General features: G+C 74.3%; 19 protein-coding genes and 1 pseudogene. 14 read left to right on the top strand and 6 right to left on the bottom strand.

Annotated features, from left to right (window positions below; all coding sequences use genetic code 11):
* Positions 1–86 precede the first annotated feature (86 nt).
* The gene (locus tag F1C15_RS13965; protein WP_185231881.1) at positions 87–1205 is read right to left on the bottom strand and encodes a mannose-1-phosphate guanylyltransferase; all 1119 of its coding nucleotides are present in this window, start codon (positions 1203–1205) and stop codon (positions 87–89) included.
* 194 nt (positions 1206–1399) lie between these two features.
* Here F1C15_RS13965 and F1C15_RS13960 point away from each other — a divergent pair, with 194 nt between their 5' ends.
* From F1C15_RS13960 to F1C15_RS13940, 5 genes are all read left to right on the top strand, one after another.
* Positions 1400–2569 (top strand): glycosyltransferase family 1 protein, encoded by a 1170-nt coding sequence (locus F1C15_RS13960; protein WP_185231879.1) that lies wholly within the window; start codon positions 1400–1402, stop codon positions 2567–2569.
* A gap of 149 nt (positions 2570–2718) precedes the next feature.
* Positions 2719–3180, top strand: coding sequence for a succinate dehydrogenase, cytochrome b556 subunit (gene sdhC, locus F1C15_RS13955; RefSeq protein ID WP_082514271.1), 462 nt, complete (start codon positions 2719–2721; stop codon positions 3178–3180).
* A gap of 4 nt (positions 3181–3184) precedes the next feature.
* Complete coding sequence (locus F1C15_RS13950) at positions 3185–3631, top strand: succinate dehydrogenase hydrophobic membrane anchor subunit (RefSeq protein ID WP_167258631.1); 447 nt, start codon at positions 3185–3187, stop codon at positions 3629–3631.
* A gap of 76 nt (positions 3632–3707) precedes the next feature.
* On the top strand, positions 3708–5516 hold the full coding sequence (gene sdhA, locus F1C15_RS13945) for a succinate dehydrogenase flavoprotein subunit (protein WP_056053232.1): 1809 nt from the start codon (positions 3708–3710) through the stop codon (positions 5514–5516).
* A gap of 2 nt (positions 5517–5518) precedes the next feature.
* The gene (locus F1C15_RS13940; RefSeq protein ID WP_167258628.1) at positions 5519–6274 is read left to right on the top strand and encodes a succinate dehydrogenase iron-sulfur subunit; all 756 of its coding nucleotides are present in this window, start codon (positions 5519–5521) and stop codon (positions 6272–6274) included.
* Positions 6275–6385: 111 nt separating this feature from the next.
* Here F1C15_RS13940 and F1C15_RS13935 read toward each other — a convergent pair whose 3' ends face one another.
* Both F1C15_RS13935 and F1C15_RS13930 read right to left on the bottom strand, forming a co-directional pair.
* Positions 6386–6733, bottom strand: coding sequence for a hypothetical protein (locus F1C15_RS13935; RefSeq protein ID WP_185231877.1), 348 nt, complete (start codon positions 6731–6733; stop codon positions 6386–6388).
* The gene (locus tag F1C15_RS13930; RefSeq protein WP_185231875.1) at positions 6723–8009 is read right to left on the bottom strand and encodes a DUF6177 family protein; all 1287 of its coding nucleotides are present in this window, start codon (positions 8007–8009) and stop codon (positions 6723–6725) included. The genes F1C15_RS13935 and F1C15_RS13930 overlap by 11 nt, the downstream gene beginning before the upstream one ends.
* Positions 8010–8180: 171 nt before the next feature.
* On the opposite strand from F1C15_RS13930, the gene F1C15_RS13925 reads away from it, so the two are divergent.
* Positions 8181–9098, top strand: a complete 918-nt coding sequence (locus tag F1C15_RS13925) for a hypothetical protein (RefSeq protein WP_185231872.1) — start codon at positions 8181–8183, stop codon at positions 9096–9098.
* A gap of 100 nt (positions 9099–9198) precedes the next feature.
* On the opposite strand, the gene ptsP is transcribed toward F1C15_RS13925, so the two are convergent.
* Positions 9199–10791, bottom strand: a complete 1593-nt coding sequence (ptsP, locus tag F1C15_RS13920) for a phosphoenolpyruvate--protein phosphotransferase (RefSeq protein ID WP_255465292.1) — start codon at positions 10789–10791, stop codon at positions 9199–9201.
* Between the two features lie 187 nt (positions 10792–10978).
* Between ptsP and F1C15_RS13915 the strand changes: the two genes are divergently transcribed.
* The 8 genes and pseudogenes from F1C15_RS13915 (at position 10979) to F1C15_RS13880 (ending at position 20144) form a co-directional block, all read left to right on the top strand.
* The gene (locus F1C15_RS13915) at positions 10979–12097 is read left to right on the top strand and encodes a YihY/virulence factor BrkB family protein (protein ID WP_185231869.1); all 1119 of its coding nucleotides are present in this window, start codon (positions 10979–10981) and stop codon (positions 12095–12097) included.
* A gap of 10 nt (positions 12098–12107) precedes the next feature.
* Positions 12108–12953 (top strand): exodeoxyribonuclease III, encoded by an 846-nt coding sequence (locus F1C15_RS13910; protein WP_185231867.1) that lies wholly within the window; start codon positions 12108–12110, stop codon positions 12951–12953.
* Between the two features lie 25 nt (positions 12954–12978).
* Entirely contained in the window at positions 12979–14025 is a 1047-nt protein-coding gene (trpS, locus tag F1C15_RS13905; RefSeq protein ID WP_185231865.1) for a tryptophan--tRNA ligase, read from the top strand.
* A gap of 2 nt (positions 14026–14027) precedes the next feature.
* On the top strand, positions 14028–14729 hold the full coding sequence (locus tag F1C15_RS13900; protein ID WP_185231863.1) for a GNAT family N-acetyltransferase: 702 nt from the start codon (positions 14028–14030) through the stop codon (positions 14727–14729).
* Positions 14730–14758: 29 nt separating this feature from the next.
* Positions 14759–15760 (top strand): bifunctional diaminohydroxyphosphoribosylaminopyrimidine deaminase/5-amino-6-(5-phosphoribosylamino)uracil reductase RibD, encoded by a 1002-nt coding sequence (gene ribD / locus F1C15_RS13895; protein ID WP_185234384.1) that lies wholly within the window; start codon positions 14759–14761, stop codon positions 15758–15760.
* Between the two features lie 56 nt (positions 15761–15816).
* A pseudogene (ribA, locus tag F1C15_RS13890) lies at positions 15817–16434 on the top strand (GTP cyclohydrolase II); the annotation flags it as partial.
* Positions 16435–16658: 224 nt separating this feature from the next.
* Entirely contained in the window at positions 16659–18005 is a 1347-nt protein-coding gene (locus F1C15_RS13885; RefSeq protein ID WP_056053201.1) for an MFS transporter, read from the top strand.
* 183 nt (positions 18006–18188) lie between these two features.
* Positions 18189–20144, top strand: coding sequence for an ABC transporter ATP-binding protein (locus F1C15_RS13880; protein WP_185231861.1), 1956 nt, complete (start codon positions 18189–18191; stop codon positions 20142–20144).
* Between the two features lie 68 nt (positions 20145–20212).
* On the opposite strand, the gene F1C15_RS13875 is transcribed toward F1C15_RS13880, so the two are convergent.
* Positions 20213–21280: a Gfo/Idh/MocA family oxidoreductase gene (locus tag F1C15_RS13875; RefSeq protein ID WP_185231859.1), complete on the bottom strand. Its 1068-nt coding sequence runs from the start codon at positions 21278–21280 to the stop codon at positions 20213–20215.
* Positions 21277–21864 (bottom strand): isochorismatase family protein, encoded by a 588-nt coding sequence (locus tag F1C15_RS13870; RefSeq protein WP_185231857.1) that lies wholly within the window; start codon positions 21862–21864, stop codon positions 21277–21279. The genes F1C15_RS13875 and F1C15_RS13870 overlap by 4 nt, the downstream gene beginning before the upstream one ends.
* Positions 21865–21877: the final 13 nt, after the last annotated feature.

Here is a 21877-nt window from a genome sequence, read left to right as displayed (position 1 = left end):
GACCGCTCCGGGAGAGTGAGACCGAGGCGTTACACGACCGCGACCGTCGCGTAACGGGCCCGTAACAGGACAGCCCGGTCGGGCCGTCAGAGGACGTCGCTGCGGCCGCTCAGCTTGAGGGCGTCGACGACCGACTTGACGCGCTGCGCGTTCGCCGTCGTGGTGACCAGGAGGGCGTCCGGGGTGTCGACCACGATGATGTCGTTCACCCCGATCAGCGAGATGAGCCGGCCGCTGTGGCCGACCACGATGCCGCTGGAGGCGTCAGCGAGCACGCGGGCGTTCTCGCCGAGGATGGCGAGGTCGCTCTTGCGCCCGCCCGAGTGCAGCTTGGCGATCGAGGCGAAGTCGCCCACGTCGTCCCAGTCGAAGGCGCCCGGGATGACCGCGAGGCGGCCCGCCGCCGCCGCGGGCTCGGCGACCGTGTAGTCGATCGCGATCTTCTCGAGGCCCGGCCAGATGCGGTCCACGACGGCGCCCCGGCGCGGGGTGTCCCACGCCTCGGCGAGCTCCTCGAGGCCCGCGAGCAGCTCCGGGCGGGTCTCGCCGAGCTGTTCGAGGAGGCGGTCGGCACGGGCGATGAACATGCCCCCGTTCCAGAGGTAGTCGCCCCCGGCCACGTACCGCTCGGCCGTCTCGAGGTCCGGCTTCTCGACGAACGACTCGACGCGCAGGGCGCTCGGCGCGCCCTCGACGGCGAGGGCGTCGCCCGCGTGGATGTAGCCGAAGCCGATGGCGGGCTCGGTGGGGGTGATGCCGATCGTGGCGATGTAGCCGGCGTCGGCGGCGACGATGGCCTCGCCGACGGCGCGCTGGAACCCCCGGGTGTCGGCGATGACGTGGTCGGCCGCGAACGAGCCGATGATGACGTCCGGCTCGCGGCGGCGGAGGATCGCCGCGGCGAGGCCGATGGCCGCGGTGCTGTCCTTCGGCTCGCTCTCGAGCACCACGTTGTGGTCGGCCAGCGACGGCAGCTGGGCCTCGACGGCGGCGCGGTGCGCCCTGCCGGTCACGACCATGATCCGCTGCTCGCCCGCCAGGGGCGCCAGGCGGTCCCAGGTGCCGCGCAGCAGCGTCGAGCCGCTGCCGGTCAGGTCGTGCAGGAACTTGGGGGCGTCGGCGCGGCTGAGGGGCCAGAGCCGGGAACCGATGCCGCCGGCGGGGATGATGCTGTAGAAGCGCTCGACGCTCTCGGAGATGCTCATGACGGCCACCCTAGCGACGGGAGGGTCGGGAGCCGGTGGGGCGCGCCTCCGGGGCGGGCACCGGCGGCGCGCGTGCCGTGGTCGCCCGCCGTCCCCGCCCGTTCACGCGGCCGCCACGGCCCGGCCACGGCCGGTCCCCGCCCCGGCCACGCCCCGGGCGGAGCCTGGGAGGACGCCGAGCCGAGGAGGTCCCCATGAGGGTCGCCATCGTGACCGAGAGCTTCCTGCCCACCGTCAACGGGGTGACGACGAGCGTGCTGCGGGTGCTCGACCACCTGGAGCGACGCGGCCACGAGGCCATCGTCATCGCTCCCGCGGGCCGGGGCCACGACTCCTACGGCCCCGCCAGGGTGCACCGCGTGCCCAGCGTGGCCTACCGGCAGTTCCCCGTCGGGCTGCCCTCGCCGGTCGTCGCGGGCGCCCTCGCGGACTTCTGCCCCGACGTCGTCCACGTCGCCTCCCCCTTCCTCCTCGGCGGTCACGCGATCGCGGCGGCGGCGCGCCTCGGGCTGCCGAGCGTCGCGGTCTTCCAGACCGACGTCGCCCGCTACGCGAGCACGAGCGGCCTCGGCCCCGTCACCGCCGCGGTCGCCTGGCGCCTGGTCCGTCGACTGCACGAGCAGGCCACCGTCACCCTCGTGCCGTCGTCGGCCTCGCTGCGCGACCTGCGCCGCGCCGGGGTCGACCGGCTCGCGACCTGGGGCCGCGGCGTCGACTCGGTGCGCTACCACCCGAACCGGCGCGGCACGGGCGGGTCCGCCGCCTTCCGCGCAGCAGTCGGCGCGGCCCCCGGGGAGGCGCTGGTCGGCTACGTGGGACGCCTCGCCCCCGAGAAGCAGGTCGAGCGGCTCGCGGCCCTGTACCGCACGCCCGGCACCCGCTTCGTCGTGGTCGGCGACGGCCCGGCGCTGCCGTCGCTGCGGCGGCGGCTCCGGCACCTCGACCCCGTGTTCACCGGGGCGCTGCACGGCGACGAGCTGGCGGACGCCTACGCGGCCCTGGACGTCTTCGTGCACACCGGCGTCACGGAGACCTTCGGGCAGACGGTCCAGGAGGCGCACGCGAGCGGGACGCCGGTCGTGGCCCCCGCCGCGGGCGGGCCCCTCGACCTCGTCCGGCACGGCGTCGACGGGTTCCTGGTCGACCCCCTGCACGACCACTCGCTTCGCCGGGCCGTCCGGCTGCTGGTCGACGACCCGGCCCTCCGGGCACGGTTCGGCGAGGCGGGGCGCCGCGCCGTCGTCGGCCGCACCTGGGAGCGCCTCGGGGACGAGCTGCTCGGGCACTACGCCGACGCGGTGGCGGCTCCGGCGGTGCCGACCCGCGCCTCCGCCCGGGCCCGGCAGCTGTCGGCGACGAGCTGACCGTCTCTCGACATCGAACTAGTTAGGGCAGCCTCGGCAGCGGTGCCCACCGCGCGTTCCGTATGCTCGGGGTGTTCTGAGAACACACGGTGGACACGGCTGTCCTCCCTGATCACAGCCGACCGCCCCAGCCGCGAGGAGGGCAGCTCATGGCCGAGCAGTCGACGGGAACACTGGCGTCACCGGGCACGCCCTCGGGGCGACCGGGTGCACCCACCATCAGCGAGCCGCAGCGCGCCAAGCGCTTCCAGGGCACGCTCTACCGCGGCCGTGAGGGCATGTGGTCGTGGGTCCTGCACCGGATCACCGGAGTCAGCATCTACTTCTTCCTCCTCGTGCACATCCTCGACACGGCGCTGGTGCGCATCAGCCCCGAGGCCTACGACGCGGTCATCGGCACGTACAAGAACCCGGTGATGGGGCTCGGCGAGACCGGCCTGGTCGCCGCCATCCTCTTCCACGCCCTCAACGGCCTGCGCATCATCCTCATCGACTTCTGGAGCGCCGGCACCAAGCACCAGCGCGTCATGTTCTGGGTCGTGATCGGCCTCTGGGCCGTGCTGATGCTCGGCTTCGCCCCCCGCCACCTCATGAACGTCTTCTCGGAGTAGAGCGATGACCACTGAGACCATCGAGGCCCCCCGGTCGGCCCGCACCGCCCAGCGCAGCACCAACTGGGAGAAGTGGGGCTGGATCTACATGCGCGCGAGCGGGCTCGTGCTCGTCGTGCTGATCTTCGGCCACCTCTTCATCAACCTGCTCGCGGGCGAGGGCGGCGTCAAGGCCATCGACTTCGCGTTCGTGGCGGGCAAGTGGGCCGACCCGTTCTGGCAGGTCTACGACACGCTCCTCCTCTGGCTGGCGCTGATCCACGGCTCGAACGGCATGCGCACGATCGTCAACGACTACGTGGGCCGCCCGACCACCCGCAAGGTCTTCCTCGGCGCCCTGGTCGTCTCCAGCGCCGTGCTGCTGCTGCTCGGCTCGCTCGTCATCTGGACCTTCGACCCCTGCCCCGCGGGCGCCCCGGCCGACCTCCTCCCGTCGATCTGCTCCCGCTGACCGTCGGCGGGCGCCGCGCCGCCGCCCCACGACCGACCACCCCGTCCACCTGCACCACGTCCCACCTGGAAGCACCGTGACCACACCTGCACCCTCCGCCCAGAGCTCCGTCGTCGACGGCATCCACTACCACCAGCACGACATCGTCATCGTCGGCGCCGGCGGGGCGGGGATGCGCGCGGCCATCGAGGCCGGGCCGAACGCCAGCACGGCGGTCATCTCGAAGCTCTACCCCACGCGCTCGCACACCGGCGCCGCCCAGGGCGGCATGGCCGCCGCCCTCGCGAACGTCGAGGACGACAACTGGGAGTGGCACACCTTCGACACGGTCAAGGGCGGCGACTACCTCGTCGACCAGGACGCCGCCGAGATCCTCGCGAAGGAGGCGATCGACGCCGTCCTCGACCTCGAGAACATGGGCCTGCCCTTCAACCGCACGCCCGAGGGCAAGATCGACCAGCGGCGCTTCGGCGGGCACACGGCCGAGCACGGCAAGAGCCCCGTCCGTCGCGCCTGCTACGCGGCCGACCGCACCGGCCACATGATCCTGCAGACGCTGTACCAGAACTGCGTCAAGCACGGCATCGAGTTCTTCAACGAGTTCTACGTCCTCGACCTGATCATGGGCGAGGTCGACGGGGTCGAGCGGCCCGCGGGGGTCGTCGCCTACGAGCTGTCGACCGGTGAGCTGCACGTCTTCCAGGGCAAGGCCGTGATCTTCGCGACCGGCGGCTTCGGCAAGATCTACAAGACGACCTCGAACGCGCACACGCTGACGGGCGACGGCGTGGGCATCATCTGGCGCAAGGGCCTGCCGCTGGAGGACATGGAGTTCTTCCAGTTCCACCCGACCGGCCTGGCCGGGCTCGGCATCCTCCTCTCCGAGGCCGCCCGCGGCGAGGGCGCCATCCTCCGCAACAGCGAGGGCGAGCGCTTCATGGAGCGCTACGCGCCCACCATCAAGGACCTCGCGCCGCGCGACATCGTGGCGCGCTGCATGGCCACGGAGATCCGCGAGGGCCGGGGCGGCGGGCCGCACAAGGACTACGTCTACCTCGACATCACGCACCTCGACCCGGCCGTGATCGACGCGAAGCTGCCCGACATCACCGAGTTCGCCCGCACCTACCTCGGCGTCGAGCCCTACACCGAGCCCGTGCCCGTCCTGCCCACGGCGCACTACGCCATGGGCGGCATCCCCACCAACGTCCACGCCGAGGTGCTGCGCGACAACACGACCGTGGTGCCCGGGCTCTACGCCGCGGGCGAGTGCGCCTGCGTCAGCGTGCACGGCTCGAACCGGCTCGGCACCAACTCGCTGCTCGACATCAACGTCTTCGGCAAGCGCGCCGGCAACAACGCCGTCGAGTTCGTCAGGACGGCCGAGTTCGTGCCGCTGCCGGACGACCCGGCGGGCTTCGTGCGGGGCCTCGTCGACGACGTGCGGGCCGCCACCGGCACCGAGCGCATCGCGACCCTCCGCAAGGAGCTGCAGGACAGCATGGACCGCAACGCCCAGGTGTTCCGCACGGAGGAGACCCTCGACGAGGTCACCCACGTGATCGCCGACCTGCGCGACCGCTTCAAGAACATCTCCGTGCAGGACAAGGGCAAGCGGTTCAACACCGACCTGCTCGAGGCGATCGAGCTGGGCTTCCTGCTCGACCTCGCCGAGGTCGTCGTCTACTCGGCCCGCTCCCGCCAGGAGAGCCGCGGCGGGCACTTCCGCGAGGACTACCCGACGCGCGACGACGAGAACTGGCTGGTGCACACGATGGCCTACCTCACCGGCGACGCCCACTCGTCGCTGGCGGGCGACCACATCCGCCTCGACACCAAGCCCGTCGTGATCACGAACTACCAGCCGATGGAACGGAAGTACTGAGCATGAGCACCGCTGTCCTCGAGAACGCCCCCGCCGGCGCCGACGCGATCCCCACCTTCACCGCCACCCTGATCATCCGACGGTTCGACCCGGACGTCGACACGGAGCCGCGCTGGCAGGACTTCGACGTCGAGGTGCTGCCCACCGACCGCGTCCTCGACGCCCTGCACCAGATCAAGTGGGAGCAGGACGGCTCGCTGACCTTCCGCCGCTCGTGCGCCCACGGGGTCTGCGGCTCCGACGCGATGCGCATCAACGGCCGCAACCGGCTCGCCTGCAAGACCCTGATCAAGGACCTCGACATCACCCAGCCGATCTACGTCGAGGCGATCAAGGGGCTGCCGCTCGAGAAGGACCTCGTCGTCGACATGGAGCCCTTCTTCCAGTCGTACCGCGAGATCCAGCCGTTCCTGATGGCCTCGTCGAAGCCGGAGAAGGAGCGGATCCAGAGCGCCACGCAGCGCGAGCGGTTCGACGACACGACCAAGTGCATCCTCTGTGCCGCGTGCACCTCGAGCTGCCCCGTCTTCTGGACGGACGGCCAGTACTTCGGCCCCGCCGCGATCGTCAACGCGCACCGTTTCATCTTCGACTCGCGCGACGAGGGCGCCCAGGTGCGCCTGGACATCCTCAACGACAAGGAGGGGGTGTGGCGCTGCCGCACCACCTTCAACTGCACCGAGGCGTGCCCCCGCGGCATCCAGGTGACCCAGGCGATCGCCGAGGTCAAGCAGGCCGTCCTGCGCGGGCGGGCCTAGCCTCCGCCGGCACCGCCCTCCGACGACGAGAGGCCCGGACCCCCAGGGGTCCGGGCCTCCCGTCGCGCCGGGCGACCGTCGATCGCCAGGGGTCGGGGTGACGGGGCCGGGTCAGTCGTCCTCGACGATGCACGTCGCGTCGAGCCCGAGCGCCAGGCGCAGGGCCACGGAGACCCCGGCCTCGCCGGCGTCGGCCAGGGGCGCCACGGCGTCGACCCAGAAGACCGGGAGGCGCACCTCGGGAGGGTGCGGCAGCAGCCGCTCGATCTCCCCCGCCGTCGTGAGCTCCCGCGCGCCCCACACGGTGAGGAGGGGCTCGCCGCCCTCCGCGAAGACCTGCAGGGCGTCGCCCTCGTCGATCTCGCGCTCGCCGTACGACTCGTCGACCGCCCGCGCGGCCGTGGCGAGGTCGAGGGCGTCGGGGATGGTGGGGCTCAGGATGGTGATGTCACGGGGCACCGGGGGGCGTCTCCTCGTCGTCGTGCTGGTCGTCGTGGGGCTGGTCGTCGTGGGGCTGGTCGTCGTAGGGCTGGTCGTCGTCGTGCCGCTCGTCGTCGTCGACCTCGCCCTCGCCCTCGCGGGGGCGGCCGGCCCCCGCGACGCCGACGGCGCCGTCGACGGCGCTCTCGTGCAGGAGGTCGGCCTCGGCGAGGTCCTCCTCCCACGCCTGCAGCAGTGGGGTGGCGACCATGGTGGCGAGACGCTCGGGCCCGACGGCGTCGAGGGTGTCGTGGAGGGCGTCCCAGCCGGAGGTGCTCGCGTCGCCGAGCGGCACGACGTACGCGGGCAGCCGCGGCCGACCGACGACGACCACCGGCCGCGTCGAGGGGAGGGCGGACAGCTCGAGGCCCAGCCGCTTCACGGAGGGCGCGCCGATGAGCAGCGCGACCGGGTTCGGCGGCGGGTAGGTCTTCGCCCGCACGCAGCGGTCGACGTCGCCCTCCCGCGCCACGACGAGCGCGAACGTGGGCAGCGACGACCCGGCGATGTCGGAGAGCGCCTCGGTGAGGCGCGAGATCGCGGCGTCGAGGGCGCGTCGGGCGTCCGCCTCGGCCCCCTCGGAGCCCCCGGCGGCGGTCTCGACGACGGGCACGTCGATGGTGACGGCGGTGGTCTCCTCGATGCCGTGCTCGGTCACCCGGGCGGTGACGGTGCCCGAGAGGCGAGGGCCCTCGACGACGACCCGGACGGTCTCGGGGGCGGCGTGCCGAGCGTGCTGCGTGAGGACCCAGCGGTCCCAGTCGTGGAGGAGGGGCTCGGAGCTGCCCCAGGACGCGGGGCCGGTGCCGGAGACGGCCGTCCCGAGGGCCTCGAGCGCGCCTCCCAGGCTGGTGTCGTGGGAGGCGCGGTGCAGCACCGTGAGGTCGACGCTGAGCTGGGCGGTGGTGCCGACCGCAGCCGGCACGTCCACCGGGACGACCGGCGCGAGGGGGTCCTCCTGGGGCCGGCCGGCGGCGTCGACGTCGGCGTAGGGCAGGCCGGTCAGCCCGTCGCGCAGGGCCCCGGCGTCGTCGTGGACGGCCCAGGTGCCGCCGGCGTCGACGAGCGCGGCGCGTACGCCGACGGTCAGCCGCGACCGGTCGCTCGTGACGAGCACGACGCGTCGCCGACTGCGGCGACGCGAGAGGAGGTCGGCGAAGGGCGCGCTCAGCCGCACGACCCGGGCCCGGCTGTCGACCCGGACGACCTGCGCGGTGACCGCGTCGACCATCGGGTGTCGGATAGGGGTGCCCACGAGGACAGTCTGCTCCACGCCCCTGCGCGCTGACCGGAACGACCCCGGCGTCCCCCGGATCAGGGCACGGCCCCGCCCGGGCGCATATGCTTCTCGTGCCGTCCTGCCGGGAACCGCCCCGTCGTCGGCACCGCCCCCGATCACCGACCACGACCGAGAGGCCGCGCCGACATGGACGTCCCCCGCCAGCAGCAGCTCCAGAACGACATCGCCGAGCGCTTCGCCGCCAGCCTCGAGGGCACCGACTGGGCGGAGGCCACGCTCCAGCTGCTCGAGGTGGGCTCGGTCTCGCGCCTCTGGGTCGACGCCGTCGACGCCGCGGGCAGCAGCCGCACCGTCGGCACCGTGCCCGACGTCGTCGCCCTCGGCGGGCAGCTCCGCGAGGTGATGGCCGACCCGGAGAAGGGCGCCTGGTTCTCCCTCTCGCTCACCGTCTCGCGCGACGGGTCGTTCACCGCCCGCTTCAACCTCGACCGACGCGTCTGGGTGAACCCGGGCTCGCCCTTCGAGCCCGGCGACGCCGGGGTGCTGCCCTCGGACGCCGACTACGCCGCCGACCTCGAGCGGTTCCCGCGCGCGGAGCGCTACCGGCCCGAGTGGCTGCCGACCACCGCGGGAACGGGCGGCACGGCCTCCGCGACCACCGCCTCCGTCGCCCTGCCCGGCGCCTTCACGGCCCTCGAGGGCCGCTGGGGCTGGCCGGGCGTGCTCGAGAGCGTCGCGCAGCAGATGGCGACGGCACCGGTGTCGTCGGTGGCCGGAGCGACGACGACAGGAGAGGAGGGGGGCGGAACGGCGACCGACTCCCCCGTGCTCACCGTCGACCAGCTGGCCCCCCTCGTGCGCGAGGCCGTCGTCGCCGACGTGATCGCCCCGCACCGTGTCGCGACCTTGCTGCGCCTGCACGACGAGGCCGTCGCGGCCGGGCTGCTGCCCGGCGTCGAGGGCGCCGAGGCCGTCGACGGCGACCTGTCGCTCGAGGAGGCGCGGGTCGCGGCTCCGGAGCTCGTCGCGGCCGTCGAGGCCGCCGTCGGCCAGGTGGTCGACGCGGTCGTCGCCGCCCACCTGCAGCAGGCCGTCGAGGGCTGAGGCCGGGCGGACCGGACCCGGTCCGAGCCGGACCCGGTCCGAGCCGGACCCGGTCCGAGCCGGACCCGGCCGGCCGGCCTGGCCGGCCGGCCCGCCTGGACTAGCCGGCGAGCGCCTCGGCGGCCTGACGGGCACCGGTGGCCGTGGTCGCGGCGACCGCGGCGGCCGCGAGGGCCTTCGCCTGCTCGAGCGTGTGCTTCGACAGCTCGAGCCGGACGTCGGCCAGGGCGGCCGGCGTCATCGACAGGGTGGTCGCCCCGAGCCCGACGAGCACGACGGCGAGCAGCGGGTCGGCCGCCGCCTCGCCGCAGATGCCGACCGGCTTCGCGGCGGCTCGGCCGGCCTCGCCGAGGGTCGAGACCAGGCGGAGCACCGCCGGGTGCCACGGGTCCTGGTAGCTGGCGACCGAGCCGAGCATCCGGTCGGCGGCCAGCGTGTACTGCGTGAGGTCGTTCGTGCCGATGCTCACGAAGTCGGCGCTCTGCATCACCTGGTCGGCGAGGACGGCCAGGGAGGGCACCTCGGCCATGACGCCGACCGTGCGGAGGCCGAGCTCACGGCCGAGGGCGACGAAGTACTCGGTCTCCTCTGCGTCGCTGACCATGGGCGCCATGACCCAGAGGTCTGCCGTCGTGGCGGCCTGGGCCGCGGCGAGCGCCGTCAGCTGGTCGCGGAGGATCTGCTCCTTGACCCGCAGCGCCCGCAGGCCGCGGAGGCCGAGGGCGGGGTTCTCCTCGTGGGCGTCGTTGAGGAAGGCGAGGGGCTTGTCGGCCCCGGCGTCGAGGGCACGGACGACGACCTTGCGGCCGGGGAAGGCCTCGAGGAGGGCCGTGTAGCTGGCGGTCTGGCTCTCGACCGTCGGGGCCTGGCTCGCGCCGAGGAAGAGGAACTCCGTGCGGAACAGGCCCACGCCCTCGGCGCCGAGGGCGACGGCGCCCGCGGCCTCGTCGGGCGAGCCGAGGTTCGCGAGCAGCGGCACCGCGTGGCCGTCGGCGAGCGCGCCGTCGGTGAGCGGGGCGGCCGCGGCGGCCCGACGGTCGGCGATGCGCTGCTCGGCGGCGGCCACCTCGTCGGCGGAGGGGTCGACGGTGACGACCCCGGAGACGGCGTCGGCGACGACGACGGTGCCGTCGACCAGGTCGAGGGCCCCGGTCACGCCGACGATCGCGGGGATCGACTTCGAGCGCGCGAGGATCGCGGTGTGGGAGGTGGGGCCGCCGTCGCGGGTGACGAGCGCGAGCACCTTGTCGAGGTCGAGCAGCGCCGTGTCGGCCGGGGCCAGGTCGGGAGCCACCAGCACGAAGGGCGTGTCGCTCTCGGGCACGCCCGGGGCGGGCACGCCGCGGAGGGCCGCGATCACGCGCTGGGCCACGTCGCCGAGGTCGGTCGCTCGCTCGGCCATGTAGCCGCCCATGCCGACGAGCATCTCCTGGAAGGCGCCGAAGGCCTCGAAGACCGCCCGCTCGCCGGTGACGCCGCCGTCGATGCGCTGCTCGACGTCGTCGACGAGGGTCGGGTCCTGGGCCATGAGCGCCTGGGCGTCGAGGACGTCCTTCGCCTCGCCGCCGGCCTTCTCGCCGCGGGCGGTCAGGTCGGCCGCGACGGCCTCGAGCGACTCGCGCACGCGGGCCAGCTCGGCGGACGCGTCGGCGGTGCGCGCCTCGGTGCCGGGTTCCGGCAGCGGCTCGGGCATCCTCAGGACGGGGCCGACGGCCACTCCACGTCCGACGCCAACGCCCTGTAGTGCCACGGTCGTACCTCTTCATGCTCGGGAGGGGACGGCGCACACGGGAGGGGCGGCGCCGCACGGTCGTCCACATCGTACGCGAGCGGGCCTGTCCGTCCGCGGCCCCCGGCGCGCGGGCACCTACGCTGGGGGCATGCGCCGCCGACCCGACGACGAAGCGACCCCGCCCCCGCCCTCGGCCCCCGCCCCGGCGACGCCCGCGGGGCCCTCGGCGGCGGCCCGCCTGCTCGGGTCGCGCCTCGTCCGCGTGGTCGGGCGACACGTCGCCTCGAAGGGGCCGCTGCTCGCGGCCGGCCTCACCTACCAGGCGCTCTTCGCCCTCTTCTCGGCCCTCTGGGTCGGCTTCAGCGTGGCGGGCTTCGTCGTGGCCGGCGACGTCGTCCTCCGCGACGAGCTCGTCGTCTTCATCCAGTCGGCCGTGCCCGGCGTCATCAAGGACGACTCGGGAGCCGGCGTCGTGGAGCCGGGCGCCCTGATGAACGCCTCGGTGTTCGGCTGGACGGGCACCGTCGCGCTCGTCGGCCTGCTGTTCGGGTCCGTCCGCCTGTTCGGCAGCATGCGCGACTCCGTCCGCACGGTCTTCCGGGCCCCGACGCCGGCCCCGTCGCTGGTCGTCCTCGTGCTGCGCGACCTGGCCCTCGCCGTGGCCTTCGGCGTGGCCGTCCTCGTCTCGGCGTCGATCTCCCTGCTGAGCACCACGGCGGTCACCTGGGGCCTGCACCTCGTCGGCCTCTCCACGGCCTCCCCGGCGTCCGTCGTGCTGCTCCGGGTCGTGGCGCTCGTCCTCGTGTTCGCGTTCGACACCGCGGTGCTCGTCGCGCTCTTCCGGGTGCTGGCCGGCCTGCACATCCCCGGCCGGCGACTCCTCGCGGGGTCGGCGCTCGGCGCGGCCGGCTTCGTGCTCATCACCTTCGTCGGCGGCACGCTGCTGCGGGCGGCGGGGTCGAACCCCCTCCTCGCCTCCTTCGCCGCGATCGTCGGCCTGCTGCTCGTCATCAACCTGCTCTGCCAGGTGCTGCTGCTCGCCGCCGCCTGGATCGCCGTCGGGCTGGACGACATCGGCGTGCGGGCCGACCCCCGCGAGGAGGCCGAGCGGCTGCGCCGCCTCGAGGAGGAACGGCTCGCCCAGGAGGCGCGGGTCGTCTCCGCCCCCCGGCGCGCGGCGTCGCGGGTGCGGGGCCTCGCCGCCCACGTCGCCCGGGCCGCCGGGTCGGTGCGGCGCCGAGGCGGCGACGTCGGCGGCCGCCGGTAGTCTCGTCGGCATGTCACAACGCCTCCGACTCGCGTCCGTCAACGTCAACGGCATCCGCGCCGCGTACCGCAAGGGCATGGGCGAGTGGCTGGCCGACCGCGACGTCGACGTGCTGACCCTGCAGGAGGTGCGGGCCACCACCGACGACCTCGAGGGCCTGCTCGGCCCCGAGTGGAACGTCGTCCACCACCCCGCCACCGCGAAGGGCCGCGCCGGCGTCGCCATCGCGTCCCGCGGCGCCGCGGTGATCCACCGCGTCGAGCTCGGGCCGGACGACTTCGACAGCGCCGGCCGCTGGATCGAGGCCGACTACGACGTCGACGGCACGATCGTCACCGTCGTGAGCACCTACGTGCACTCGGGCGAGGTCGGCACCGAGAAGCAGGACGAGAAGTGGCGGTTCCTCGACGCGATGTCGGAGAGGCTCCCGCAGCTCGCGGCGCACTCCGAGCTCGCCGTCGTGACGGGCGACCTCAACGTCGGCCACCGCGAGCTCGACATCAAGAACTGGAAGGGCAACGTCAAGCGCGCCGGCTTCCTGCCCCGCGAGCGCGCCTACTTCGACCGCTTCTTCGGCGAGGCCGGCCAGCCCGTCGAGACCGTCGACGGCAGCGGCGGCACCGGCCTCGGCTGGGTCGACGTCGGGCGCCGCCTCTCGGGCGAGGTCGAGGGGCCCTACTCGTGGTGGTCGTGGCGCGGCCAGGCCTTCGACAACGACACGGGCTGGCGCATCGACTACCACGTGGCGACCCCGGCCCTCGCCGAGCGCGCCTCGGGCTACACGATCGACCGCGCCGCGTCGTACGACAAGCGCTGGTCCGACCACGCCCCCGTCGTCGTCGACTACGACATCTGACCCGCACCGCCCCCACGAGGACACCATGACCACGCTCCCCCCCTCCCCCGCCCCGACCACGACGCCCGGGCAGAAGCCCCGCCTCTTCTCGGGCATGCAGCCGTCGGCCGACTCGCTGCACATCGGCAACTACGTGGGCGCCCTGCTGCAGTGGCGCGAGATGCAGTCGACGCACGACGCGCTCTTCTGCGTCGTCGACATGCACGCCATCACCGTGGCGCAGGAGCCCGCGACGCTCCGCGAGTCGACGCGTCGCACCGCGGCGCAGTACATCGCGGCCGGCATCGACCCCGAGCGCTCGACGCTCTTCATCCAGTCGCACGTGCCGGCGCACGCCCAGCTCGCGTGGGTGCTGAACACCCTCACCGGCTTCGGCGAGGCCAGCCGCATGACCCAGTTCAAGGACAAGGCGGCGAAGCAGGGCGCCGACACGGCCTCGCTCGGCCTCTTCGCCTACCCGACCCTCATGGCCGCCGACATCCTCCTCTACGGCGCCCACGAGGTCCCGGTCGGCGACGACCAGCGCCAGCACGTCGAGCTGACGCGCGACCTCGCGAACCGCTTCAACTCGCGCTTCGGCCCGACGCTCGTCGTGCCCGAGGCGGTCGTCCAGGCGGAGGGCGCCCGGGTCTACGACCTGCAGTCGCCCGAGTCGAAGATGAGCAAGTCTGCGGCCACCGAGGCCGGCGTGGTCTGGATGCTCGACGAGCCCAGCCGCACCGCGAAGAAGATCAAGTCGGCCGTGACCGACGCCGAGCGCGAGATCCGCTTCGACCGCGGCGCGAAGCCCGGGGTCTCGAACCTGCTGACCATCCTCTCCGCCTTCACCGAGACCCCCGTGGCCTCGCTGGAGGAGCAGTACGCGGGCCGCGGCTACGGCGACCTCAAGAAGGACGTCGCGGAGGCGGTGGTGGAGACGTTCACCCCGATCCGCGCGCGGGCGCTCGAGCTGCTCGACGACCCCGCCGAGCTGGACCGCGTGCTGGCCGGCGCCGCCGACCGGGCCGGCGAGATCGCCGAGGCGACCCTCGCCACCGTGTACGAGCGCATCGGGTTCCTCGCGAGGGCGTGACGGTGCGCGCGTTCACGCTCCGCTCGCCGCTCGTCGAGCTGCGAGCGCCCGACACGAGCGACGTCGAGGCGATCGTGGCGGCCTGCCACGACCCCGAGACCGTCCGCTGGACGACCGTGCCCGCGCCCTACGACCGCTCCGACGCCGCGTTCTTCCTCGACCGGATCGTCGACCACGGCTGGGCCACGGGCCGCGAGATGACCTGGGGCCTCCGGACCCCGGGGTCGTCCGAGCTCGTCGGCGTGGTCAGCGTGCGGACGGCGGGCCGCGACGTCGGCTTCTGGACGGCGCCGGCGGCCCGCGGCCGCGGCCTCATGACCGAGGCCGTGCGGCTCGTCGTCGACTGGGCCCTCGGCGAGGGCGGCCTGCCCGAGGTGCGCTGGGAGGCGCACGTCGGCAACGTCGCGTCGGCCGCGGTCGCCCGCCGGGTGGGCTTCCGGTACCTCGGGGCGGCCCCGGGCCTGCACCCGGGGCGCGACGGCGAGCACCCCCTGTGCTGGACGGCTCGGCTCGGGCCCGACGACGACCGCGAGCCGGCGCCGGGCTGGCCCGTGCCCCTCACCGGGGAATTCCCCGGTGGCGCGAGCGTTGGGTCGAGGGCCGACATTCCCGTCGGGCCTGGCGACCGCCCTGACGCCGCGACCCCTGACCCGGCACCGACGCCCCCTCCCGCTCCCTCGACCACTCCCCCGGAGACCCCGTGACCCTCGCCCCCGCCGTGCTCGAGACGGCCATGCGCCGCGCCCTCGAGCTGGCGGCCCGCGGCACGCTCCTCGGCGTGAACCCGCGGGTGGGCTGCGTGCTGCTCCGACCGGACGGCACCGTCGCCGCCGAGGGCTGGCACCGCGGTGCCGGGACGGCGCACGCCGAGGTCGACGCGCTCTCGCAGCTGCCCACCGGAGAGGCCCGGGGCACGACCGCGGTCGTCACCCTCGAGCCCTGCGACCACACCGGCCGGACGGGGCCCTGCAGCGAGGCCCTGCTGGCGGCCGGCGTCGAGCGCGTCGTGTACGCCGTCGCCGACCCCGGCCGGGACTCCTCGGGAGGGGCCGACCGGCTCCGCGCCTCCGGCGTGGACGTCGTCCCGGGGGTGCTCGAGGCCGAGGGCCGCGAGTTCCTGCACCGCTGGCTCACGGCCGTCGAGCTGCGCCGCCCCTTCGTCACGCTGAAGTGGGCCTCGAGCCTCGACGGCCGCGTGGCCGCGGCGGACGGCTCCAGCCGCTGGGTCACCGGCGACGCCGCCCGCCTCGACGTCCACGCCCGACGGGCCGAGCACGACGCGATCCTGGTCGGCACGGGCACAGCCCTCGCCGACGACCCGTCGCTCACCGCCCGCGACGCCGACGGCGGACTGCTGCCCGAGCAGCCCCTGCCCGTCGTCGTCGGCGACCGCGAGCTGCCGGCCGGGGCGGCCCTGCACGCGCACCCGCGTGGGCTCGTCCGGGCGGCGACCCACGACCTCGCCGCCGTGCTCGACGACCTGTGGCGGCGTGACGTCCGGAGCGTCCTCGTCGAGGGCGGGCCGACCGTGGCGAGCGAGCTCGTCCGGCGCGGGCTCGTCGACGAGTACCTCGTCTACCTCGCCCCGACGCTGCTCGGCGGGCCCCGGACGGCGCTCGACGACCTCGGCGTCGACACCATCGACGACCAGCGCCGGCTGAGCGTCGTGAGCACCGCCGCGCTGGGCGACGACCTCCTCGTCGTGGCCCGCGCCCCGCACCGGAGGACCCCGTGACCGACACCCCCGCCGCCGACGCCCCCACCTCAGGGCCCGCGACCGCCCCCGCCGTCTCGTCGCAGGTGCGGTTCGAGGTCGAGACGACCGTCCCGACCAGCCACGGCACCTTCCGCATGCGCGCCTACGCCGACACCCTCACCGGGGCCGACCACATCGCGATCGTGGCGTCCGCCCCCGACGGCTCGCCGCCGCGCGACGGCGCCCTCGTGCGCGTGCACAGCGAGTGCCTGACGGGCGAGGCGTTCGGCTCGCTGAAGTGCGAGTGCGGACCGCAGCTCGACGCCGCCCTCGACACGATCCACGCCCACGGCGGCGTCGTCGTCTACCTGCGCGGCCACGAGGGCCGGGGCATCGGCCTCGTCGCCAAGCTCCGTGCCTACCGGCTCCAGGAGGACGGCCTCGACACCCTCGACGCCAACCTCGCCCTGGGGCTCCCGGCCGACTCCCGCGACTACGGCGCGGCGGCCGACATGCTGCGCGACCTGGGCGTCACCTCGATCCGGCTGCTGAGCAACAACCCGGAGAAGCGCCGTCAGCTGGCGGCGCACGGGATCGCCGTCAGCGAGACGGTGCCGCTCGTCGTCGGCGTCGGCACGTTCAACGCCGGCTACCTCGACACCAAGCGCGACCGCATGGGCCACGAGCTGCCGGACGACCTCGCCGGAGCCTGAGCCCGGCGTCGACGACGGTCGTCGCCCAGCGTCCGCCACGACGCCGTCGCGGAGGTAAGCTGGGAGGACGCTGTCACGAGCAGCGCCCCGCACCACCGGCGACGTGCGCCCACCGAGCACCGCACCAGCCGCCTCCGACACCTGCAGCGCACACCTCGCGCCGGGCGTCGTCGAGGCCGTCGCCCGTCCGCACCCGCCGCCCTGCCTGCCGCTCCGGAGCCTCCATGTCTGCCAGCACCGTCGCCTCGTCGACGCCCCCCGCCCCTCCCGCGAACAAACGCTCGCGCGTCATCGTCGCGAGCCTCGTCGGCACCTCCATCGAGTTCTACGACTTCTACGTCTACGCGACGGCCGCCGTGCTCGTCTTCCCGACCGTCTTCTTCGCGAACGACGACCCCGCCGTCGCGCGCCTCGCCTCCTTCGCGGTCTTCGGCGTCGCCTTCATCGCCCGCCCGGTCGGCTCGGTGATCTTCGGCCACTTCGGCGACCGCATCGGCCGCAAGGGCACGCTCGTCGCCTCCCTGCTCACGATGGGCGTCGCGACGGTGCTGATCGGCTGCATCCCCGCCGGCACCACGCCCGGCTGGGCCGTCGCCGGCCCGGCCTGCCTCGTCGTGCTGCGCTTCTGCCAGGGCCTCGGCCTCGGCGGGGAGTGGAGCGGCGCCGCCCTGCTGGCGACCGAGAACGCCCCCGCGAAGCGTCGGGCGATCTACGGCACCTTCCCGCAGCTCGGCGCCCCGATCGGCTTCATCATCGCGAACCTGCTGTTCGTCGTGCTCAACAGCACGCTCACCGAGGAGCAGTTCCTGAGCTGGGGCTGGCGCCTGCCCTTCCTCGCCAGCGCCGTCCTCGTCGTGATCGGGCTCTACGTGCGCTTCAAGCTGATCGAGACGCCGGCCTTCCAGAAGGTCGTCGACTCGGGCAACGTCGCGACCCTGCCGCTCGCGCGCGTGTTCTCGACGAGCTGGCGCCCGCTCATCCTCGGCACGTTCATCATGCTGGCGACCTACACGCTCTTCTACCTGATGACGACGTTCACGCTGACCTACGGCACCGCCCCGGCCGAGGGCGCGGCGCCGGGCCTCGGCATCGCGCGCAACCAGTTCCTCTGGATGCTCATCCTCGGCGTCGTGTTCTTCGGCGTGTTCACACTCGTCTCCGGTCCGCTGGCGGAGAAGTACGGCCGGCGCGCCCTGCTGATCTGCGTCACCGCGGGCATCCTCGTCTTCGGCTTCCTCTTCGCCCCGCTCTTCGCGGCGGGAGCGCTCGGCGCCCAGGCGCTGCTCATCATCGGCTTCGTGCTCATGGGGCTGACGTTCGGGCCGATGGGCGCCGTGCTGCCCGAGCTGTTCCCGACCAGCGTCCGCTACACCGGCTCGGCCATCAGCTACAACGTCGCCAGCATCCTCGGCGCGGCCGTGGCGCCGTTCATCGCCGTGGCGCTGTGGCAGGCCGCCGGGGGCAGCACCTGGCTGGTGGGGCTCTACCTGTCGTCGATGGCGGTGCTGACGCTGATCGCCCTGCTGCTGAGCTCGGAGACCCGCGACGTGCAGTACGAGACCTCGAGCTGACGGGCCGCACCGCGCCTCCTGCACCACCCCGGCCCGCTCCCCTCGGGGGGCGGGCCGTCGGCGTCCCCCGACAGGCGGCTCGCGGCCGCACGGCAGTACCCTCGACTCGGTGCCCGTGACCCCGGTCGCGTCGCGCCCACCGGTCGCGACCCGTCGCCGCGACGACCGAGCACGAGAGGCACCATGAGCTCCGACACGAGCACCCGCAAGCGCGCCGCCACCCAGGCCGAGGAGGCGCGGGTCGGCTCGCCGACGCCGCCCCCGGCCCGCAGGGGCCTGGGTCGACGGCCGCGGCCGGAGGGTCCGCGCGCGACCTTCCGCCAGCTCGTGCCGTACCTGTTCGAGCACCGGAAGGTGATGGTGTTCATCATCGTGCTCAGCGTGCTGGGCGCCGCCGCCTCGCTCGCCCAGCCCCTGCTGGTCAGCCGCGTCATCTCGGTCGTCCAGGCGGGCGACCCCCTCGGCCGCCTCGTCTGGCTGCTCGTCGCGCTGGTCGTCGTCGCGGGCCTGATCAGCGGGTTCCAGCACTACCTGCTGCAGCGCACCGGCGAGGGCGTGGTGCTCTCGAGCCGACGCCGCCTCGTCGGCCGCATGCTCAACCTGCCCATCAGCCAGTTCGACGTGCGGCGCACGGGCGACCTGGTGAGCCGCGTGGGCTCCGACACGACGCTCCTCCGCGCCGTCCTGACCCAGGGGCTGGTCGAGGCCATCGGCGGCTCGCTCACCTTCGTCGGGGCCCTGGTGGGCATGTTCCTCATCGACCCGGTGCTGCTCGGGCTCACCGTGCTCGTCGTGGCCGTCTCGGTCGCCGTCGTGGTGCTGCTCAGCGGCCGCATCCGCGTGGCCAGCCGCCAGGCGCAGGAGAAGGTCGGCGACCTGACCTCGTCGGTCGAGCGCGCGATCAGCTCGGTCCGCACCATCCGGGCCTCGGGCGCGACCGAGCGCGAGATCGCCGGCGTCGAGGAGGACGCCGTGGGCGCCTACCAGCGCGGCCTCCAGGTGGCGCGCATCTCGGCCCTCGTCGTGCCCATCGCCTCGGTCGCGATGCAGACGTCGTTCCTCGTCGTGCTCGGCGTGGGCGGCTACCGGGTCGCGAGCGGCTCGATCACCATCGCGTCGCTCGTCTCGTTCATCCTCTTCCTGTTCCTGATGATCATGCCGCTCGGTCAGGCCCTCGGCGCCGTGCTCAGCGTCAACCAGGCGCTGGGCGCCCTGGGCCGGATCCAGGAGATCCTCGACCTGCCCGGCGAGACGGAGCACGACGCCGAGACGGCGCGGGCGCTCGGCCCCGACGCCCGCGTCGAGACCGGCGACGCCGTGACCTTCGAGGACGTGCACTTCCGCTACCCCGACTCCCCCGTCGCCACGGGGTCGGCCACCTCCCCCGGGGCCGTCGCCGCGGCCGCCGCGGGCGACCCGCAGGGCGACCCGCAGGGCGAGGGGCCCGCCGCCGACGACCTCACCGTCCTCCACGGAGTCTCGTTCTCCGTGCCCGTCGGCCGGCGGACGGCCCTCGTGGGCCCCTCGGGCGCCGGCAAGAGCACGATCCTCGCGCTCATCGAGCGCTTCTACGACCCGACCGCCGGGGTCGTGCGCCTCGGCGGCGTCGACGTGCGGGCCCTCGACCGCGCCGAGCTGCGGGCCCAGATCGGGTACGTCGAGCAGGACGCCCCGGTGCTGGCCGGCACCCTCCGCGACAACCTGACCCTGGGGTCGCCCGACGCGTCGGACGACGACTGCCGCCGCGTGCTCGAGGCGGTCAACCTGACGGGCGTGCTCGAGCGCGGCGAGCAGGGCCTCGACGCCCAGGTCGGCGAGGACGGCGTGATGCTCTCCGGCGGCGAGCGTCAGCGCCTCGCCATCGCCCGGACCCTGCTCAACGCTCCCCCCGTGCTGCTCCTCGACGAGTCGACCTCGAGCCTCGACGGCCTCAACGAGCAGCGCCTCCGCGAGGCCATCGACGCGGTGGCCGAGAACAGGACGCTCATCGTCATCGCGCACCGGCTGTCGACCGTGGTCGACAGCGACCAGATCGTCGTCGTGGAGGCCGGCCGCGTCGTCGGCGTGGGCACCCACTCCGAGCTCGTCGTCAGCACGCCGCTCTACCGCGACCTCGCGAAGCACCAGCTCCTGGTCTGAGCGGGCGTCGCCGGCGGCACTGCCGTCGCCGGCGGCACTGCCGTCGACGCCGCCGGTCAGCGCCCTGGTCAGCCCTGCCGGGGCTCGGCCGACCGGCGTGCCCGCTCGACGACCTCGAGGGCGGCGACCGCGTCACGGGGGTCGACGGGCAGCGGCCCCTCCCCCCGCAGCGCCACGGCGAGCTGGGCGTAGAACGCGGGGTAGTCTCCGCGGTCGGTCGGCTCGGGCCGGGCGTCGGCGCCGATGCCCAGGAGGCCGGGCCGGGCCGGGTCCGAGAGCCCGTACCCCGGGTCGGCGGGCGAGACGCCCGCCGCGAGCTGCGCCTCCTGCGGGTCGAGCCCGTGCACGACGTACGCCCCCTGCGAGCCCAGGACCCTGAAGCGCGGACCGGGCTGGGCGGCCACGTGGCTCATCCAGAGGCGCGAGCGGACGCCGCCCGCGTGGCGGAGCGACACGACGACGTCGTCGTCCGCGACCGCTCCCGGTCGACGGACGGCGATCTCGGCGTGGACCTCCTCGGCGGGGCCGAAGAGCCTGAGTGCCTGGTCGACGAGGTGGGGGCCGAGGTCGAGGAGGATCCCCCCGCCCTGCTCGGCCGTGGCCGAGGCCTTCCAGCCCGCACGGTTGGCGGTCTTCCAGGGCTCGAAGCGCGACTCGAGGGTGTGGACCTCACCGAGGGCGCCGTCGCGCACGAGGCGCGACGCGGTCAGGAAGTCGCCGTCCCACCGGCGGTTCTGGTAGACGGTCAGGGGCCGCCCGAGAGACTCCGCGAGCTCCACGAGCCCGCGGGCCGCCTCCGCGCTGGTGGCCAGCGGCTTGTCGACGACGACCGCCGCCCCGCGCCTCAGGGCCTCCGCGGCCACCTCGACGTGGGTGTCGTTGGGGGTCGCGACGACGACGAGGTCCAGCGCGAGCGGCCAGAGGCCGTCGACGGCGTCGACCACCTCCACGCCCGGGTGGGCGGCCCGGGCCGCGTCGGCCTTGGCCGGGTCGCGCGTGACGACGGCGACGAGGTCGTAGGCCGGGTCGACCGCGAGGAGGGAGGCGTGGAACACGCGGCCGGCGAGGCCGTAGCCCACGACGCCGACGCGGAGCGGGGCGCGCTCGTCGCCCCGCTCCGGGCCGGGCCCGGTCACGCGGCGACCTCGGTCGACGCGACGGTCTCGACCCCGGCGGCGCGCAGCTCGTCGAGCGCGGCCGCCGAGGACTCCGCCCCGACCCCCGCGACGAGGTCGGTCAGCACGCGGACCCGGAGGCCTGCTCGGGCCGCGTCGAGCGCCGAGGCCCGCACGCAGTGGTCCGTGGCCAGGCCCACCACGTCGACCTCGTCGACGCCTCGCGACGCGAGGACCTCCGCCGCGGAGGACCCGTCGCCCGTCACGCCCTCGAACACCGAGTACGCCGGCGACCCGGCGCCCTTGGTCACGTGCACGTCGACGAGCGTCGCGTCGAGGGCGGGGTGGTAGTCGGCCCCGGGCGTGCCCGCCACGCAGTGCACCGGCCACGAGTCGACCCAGTCGGGCTCGGCGCTGAAGTGGCCGCCGTTGTCGCCGTCGGCGGCGTGCCAGTCGCGGCTCGCGACCACGAGGTCGTAGCGACCGCCGGAGCGGCGGAGGTGCTCGGTGACCGCCTCGGCGACGCGGGCGCCGCCGGTGACGGCCAACGCGCCTCCCTCGGTGAAGTCGTTCTGGACGTCGACGACGATCAGGGCTCTGCTCATGGCACCATCTTCG

The organism is Frigoribacterium sp. NBH87 (assembly GCF_014217665.1).
Taxonomy (GTDB): domain Bacteria; phylum Actinomycetota; class Actinomycetes; order Actinomycetales; family Microbacteriaceae; genus Frigoribacterium; species Frigoribacterium endophyticum.
The sequence above is the reverse complement of the archived record's forward strand: the minus strand, read 5'-3'. Positions and strand labels throughout refer to the sequence as shown.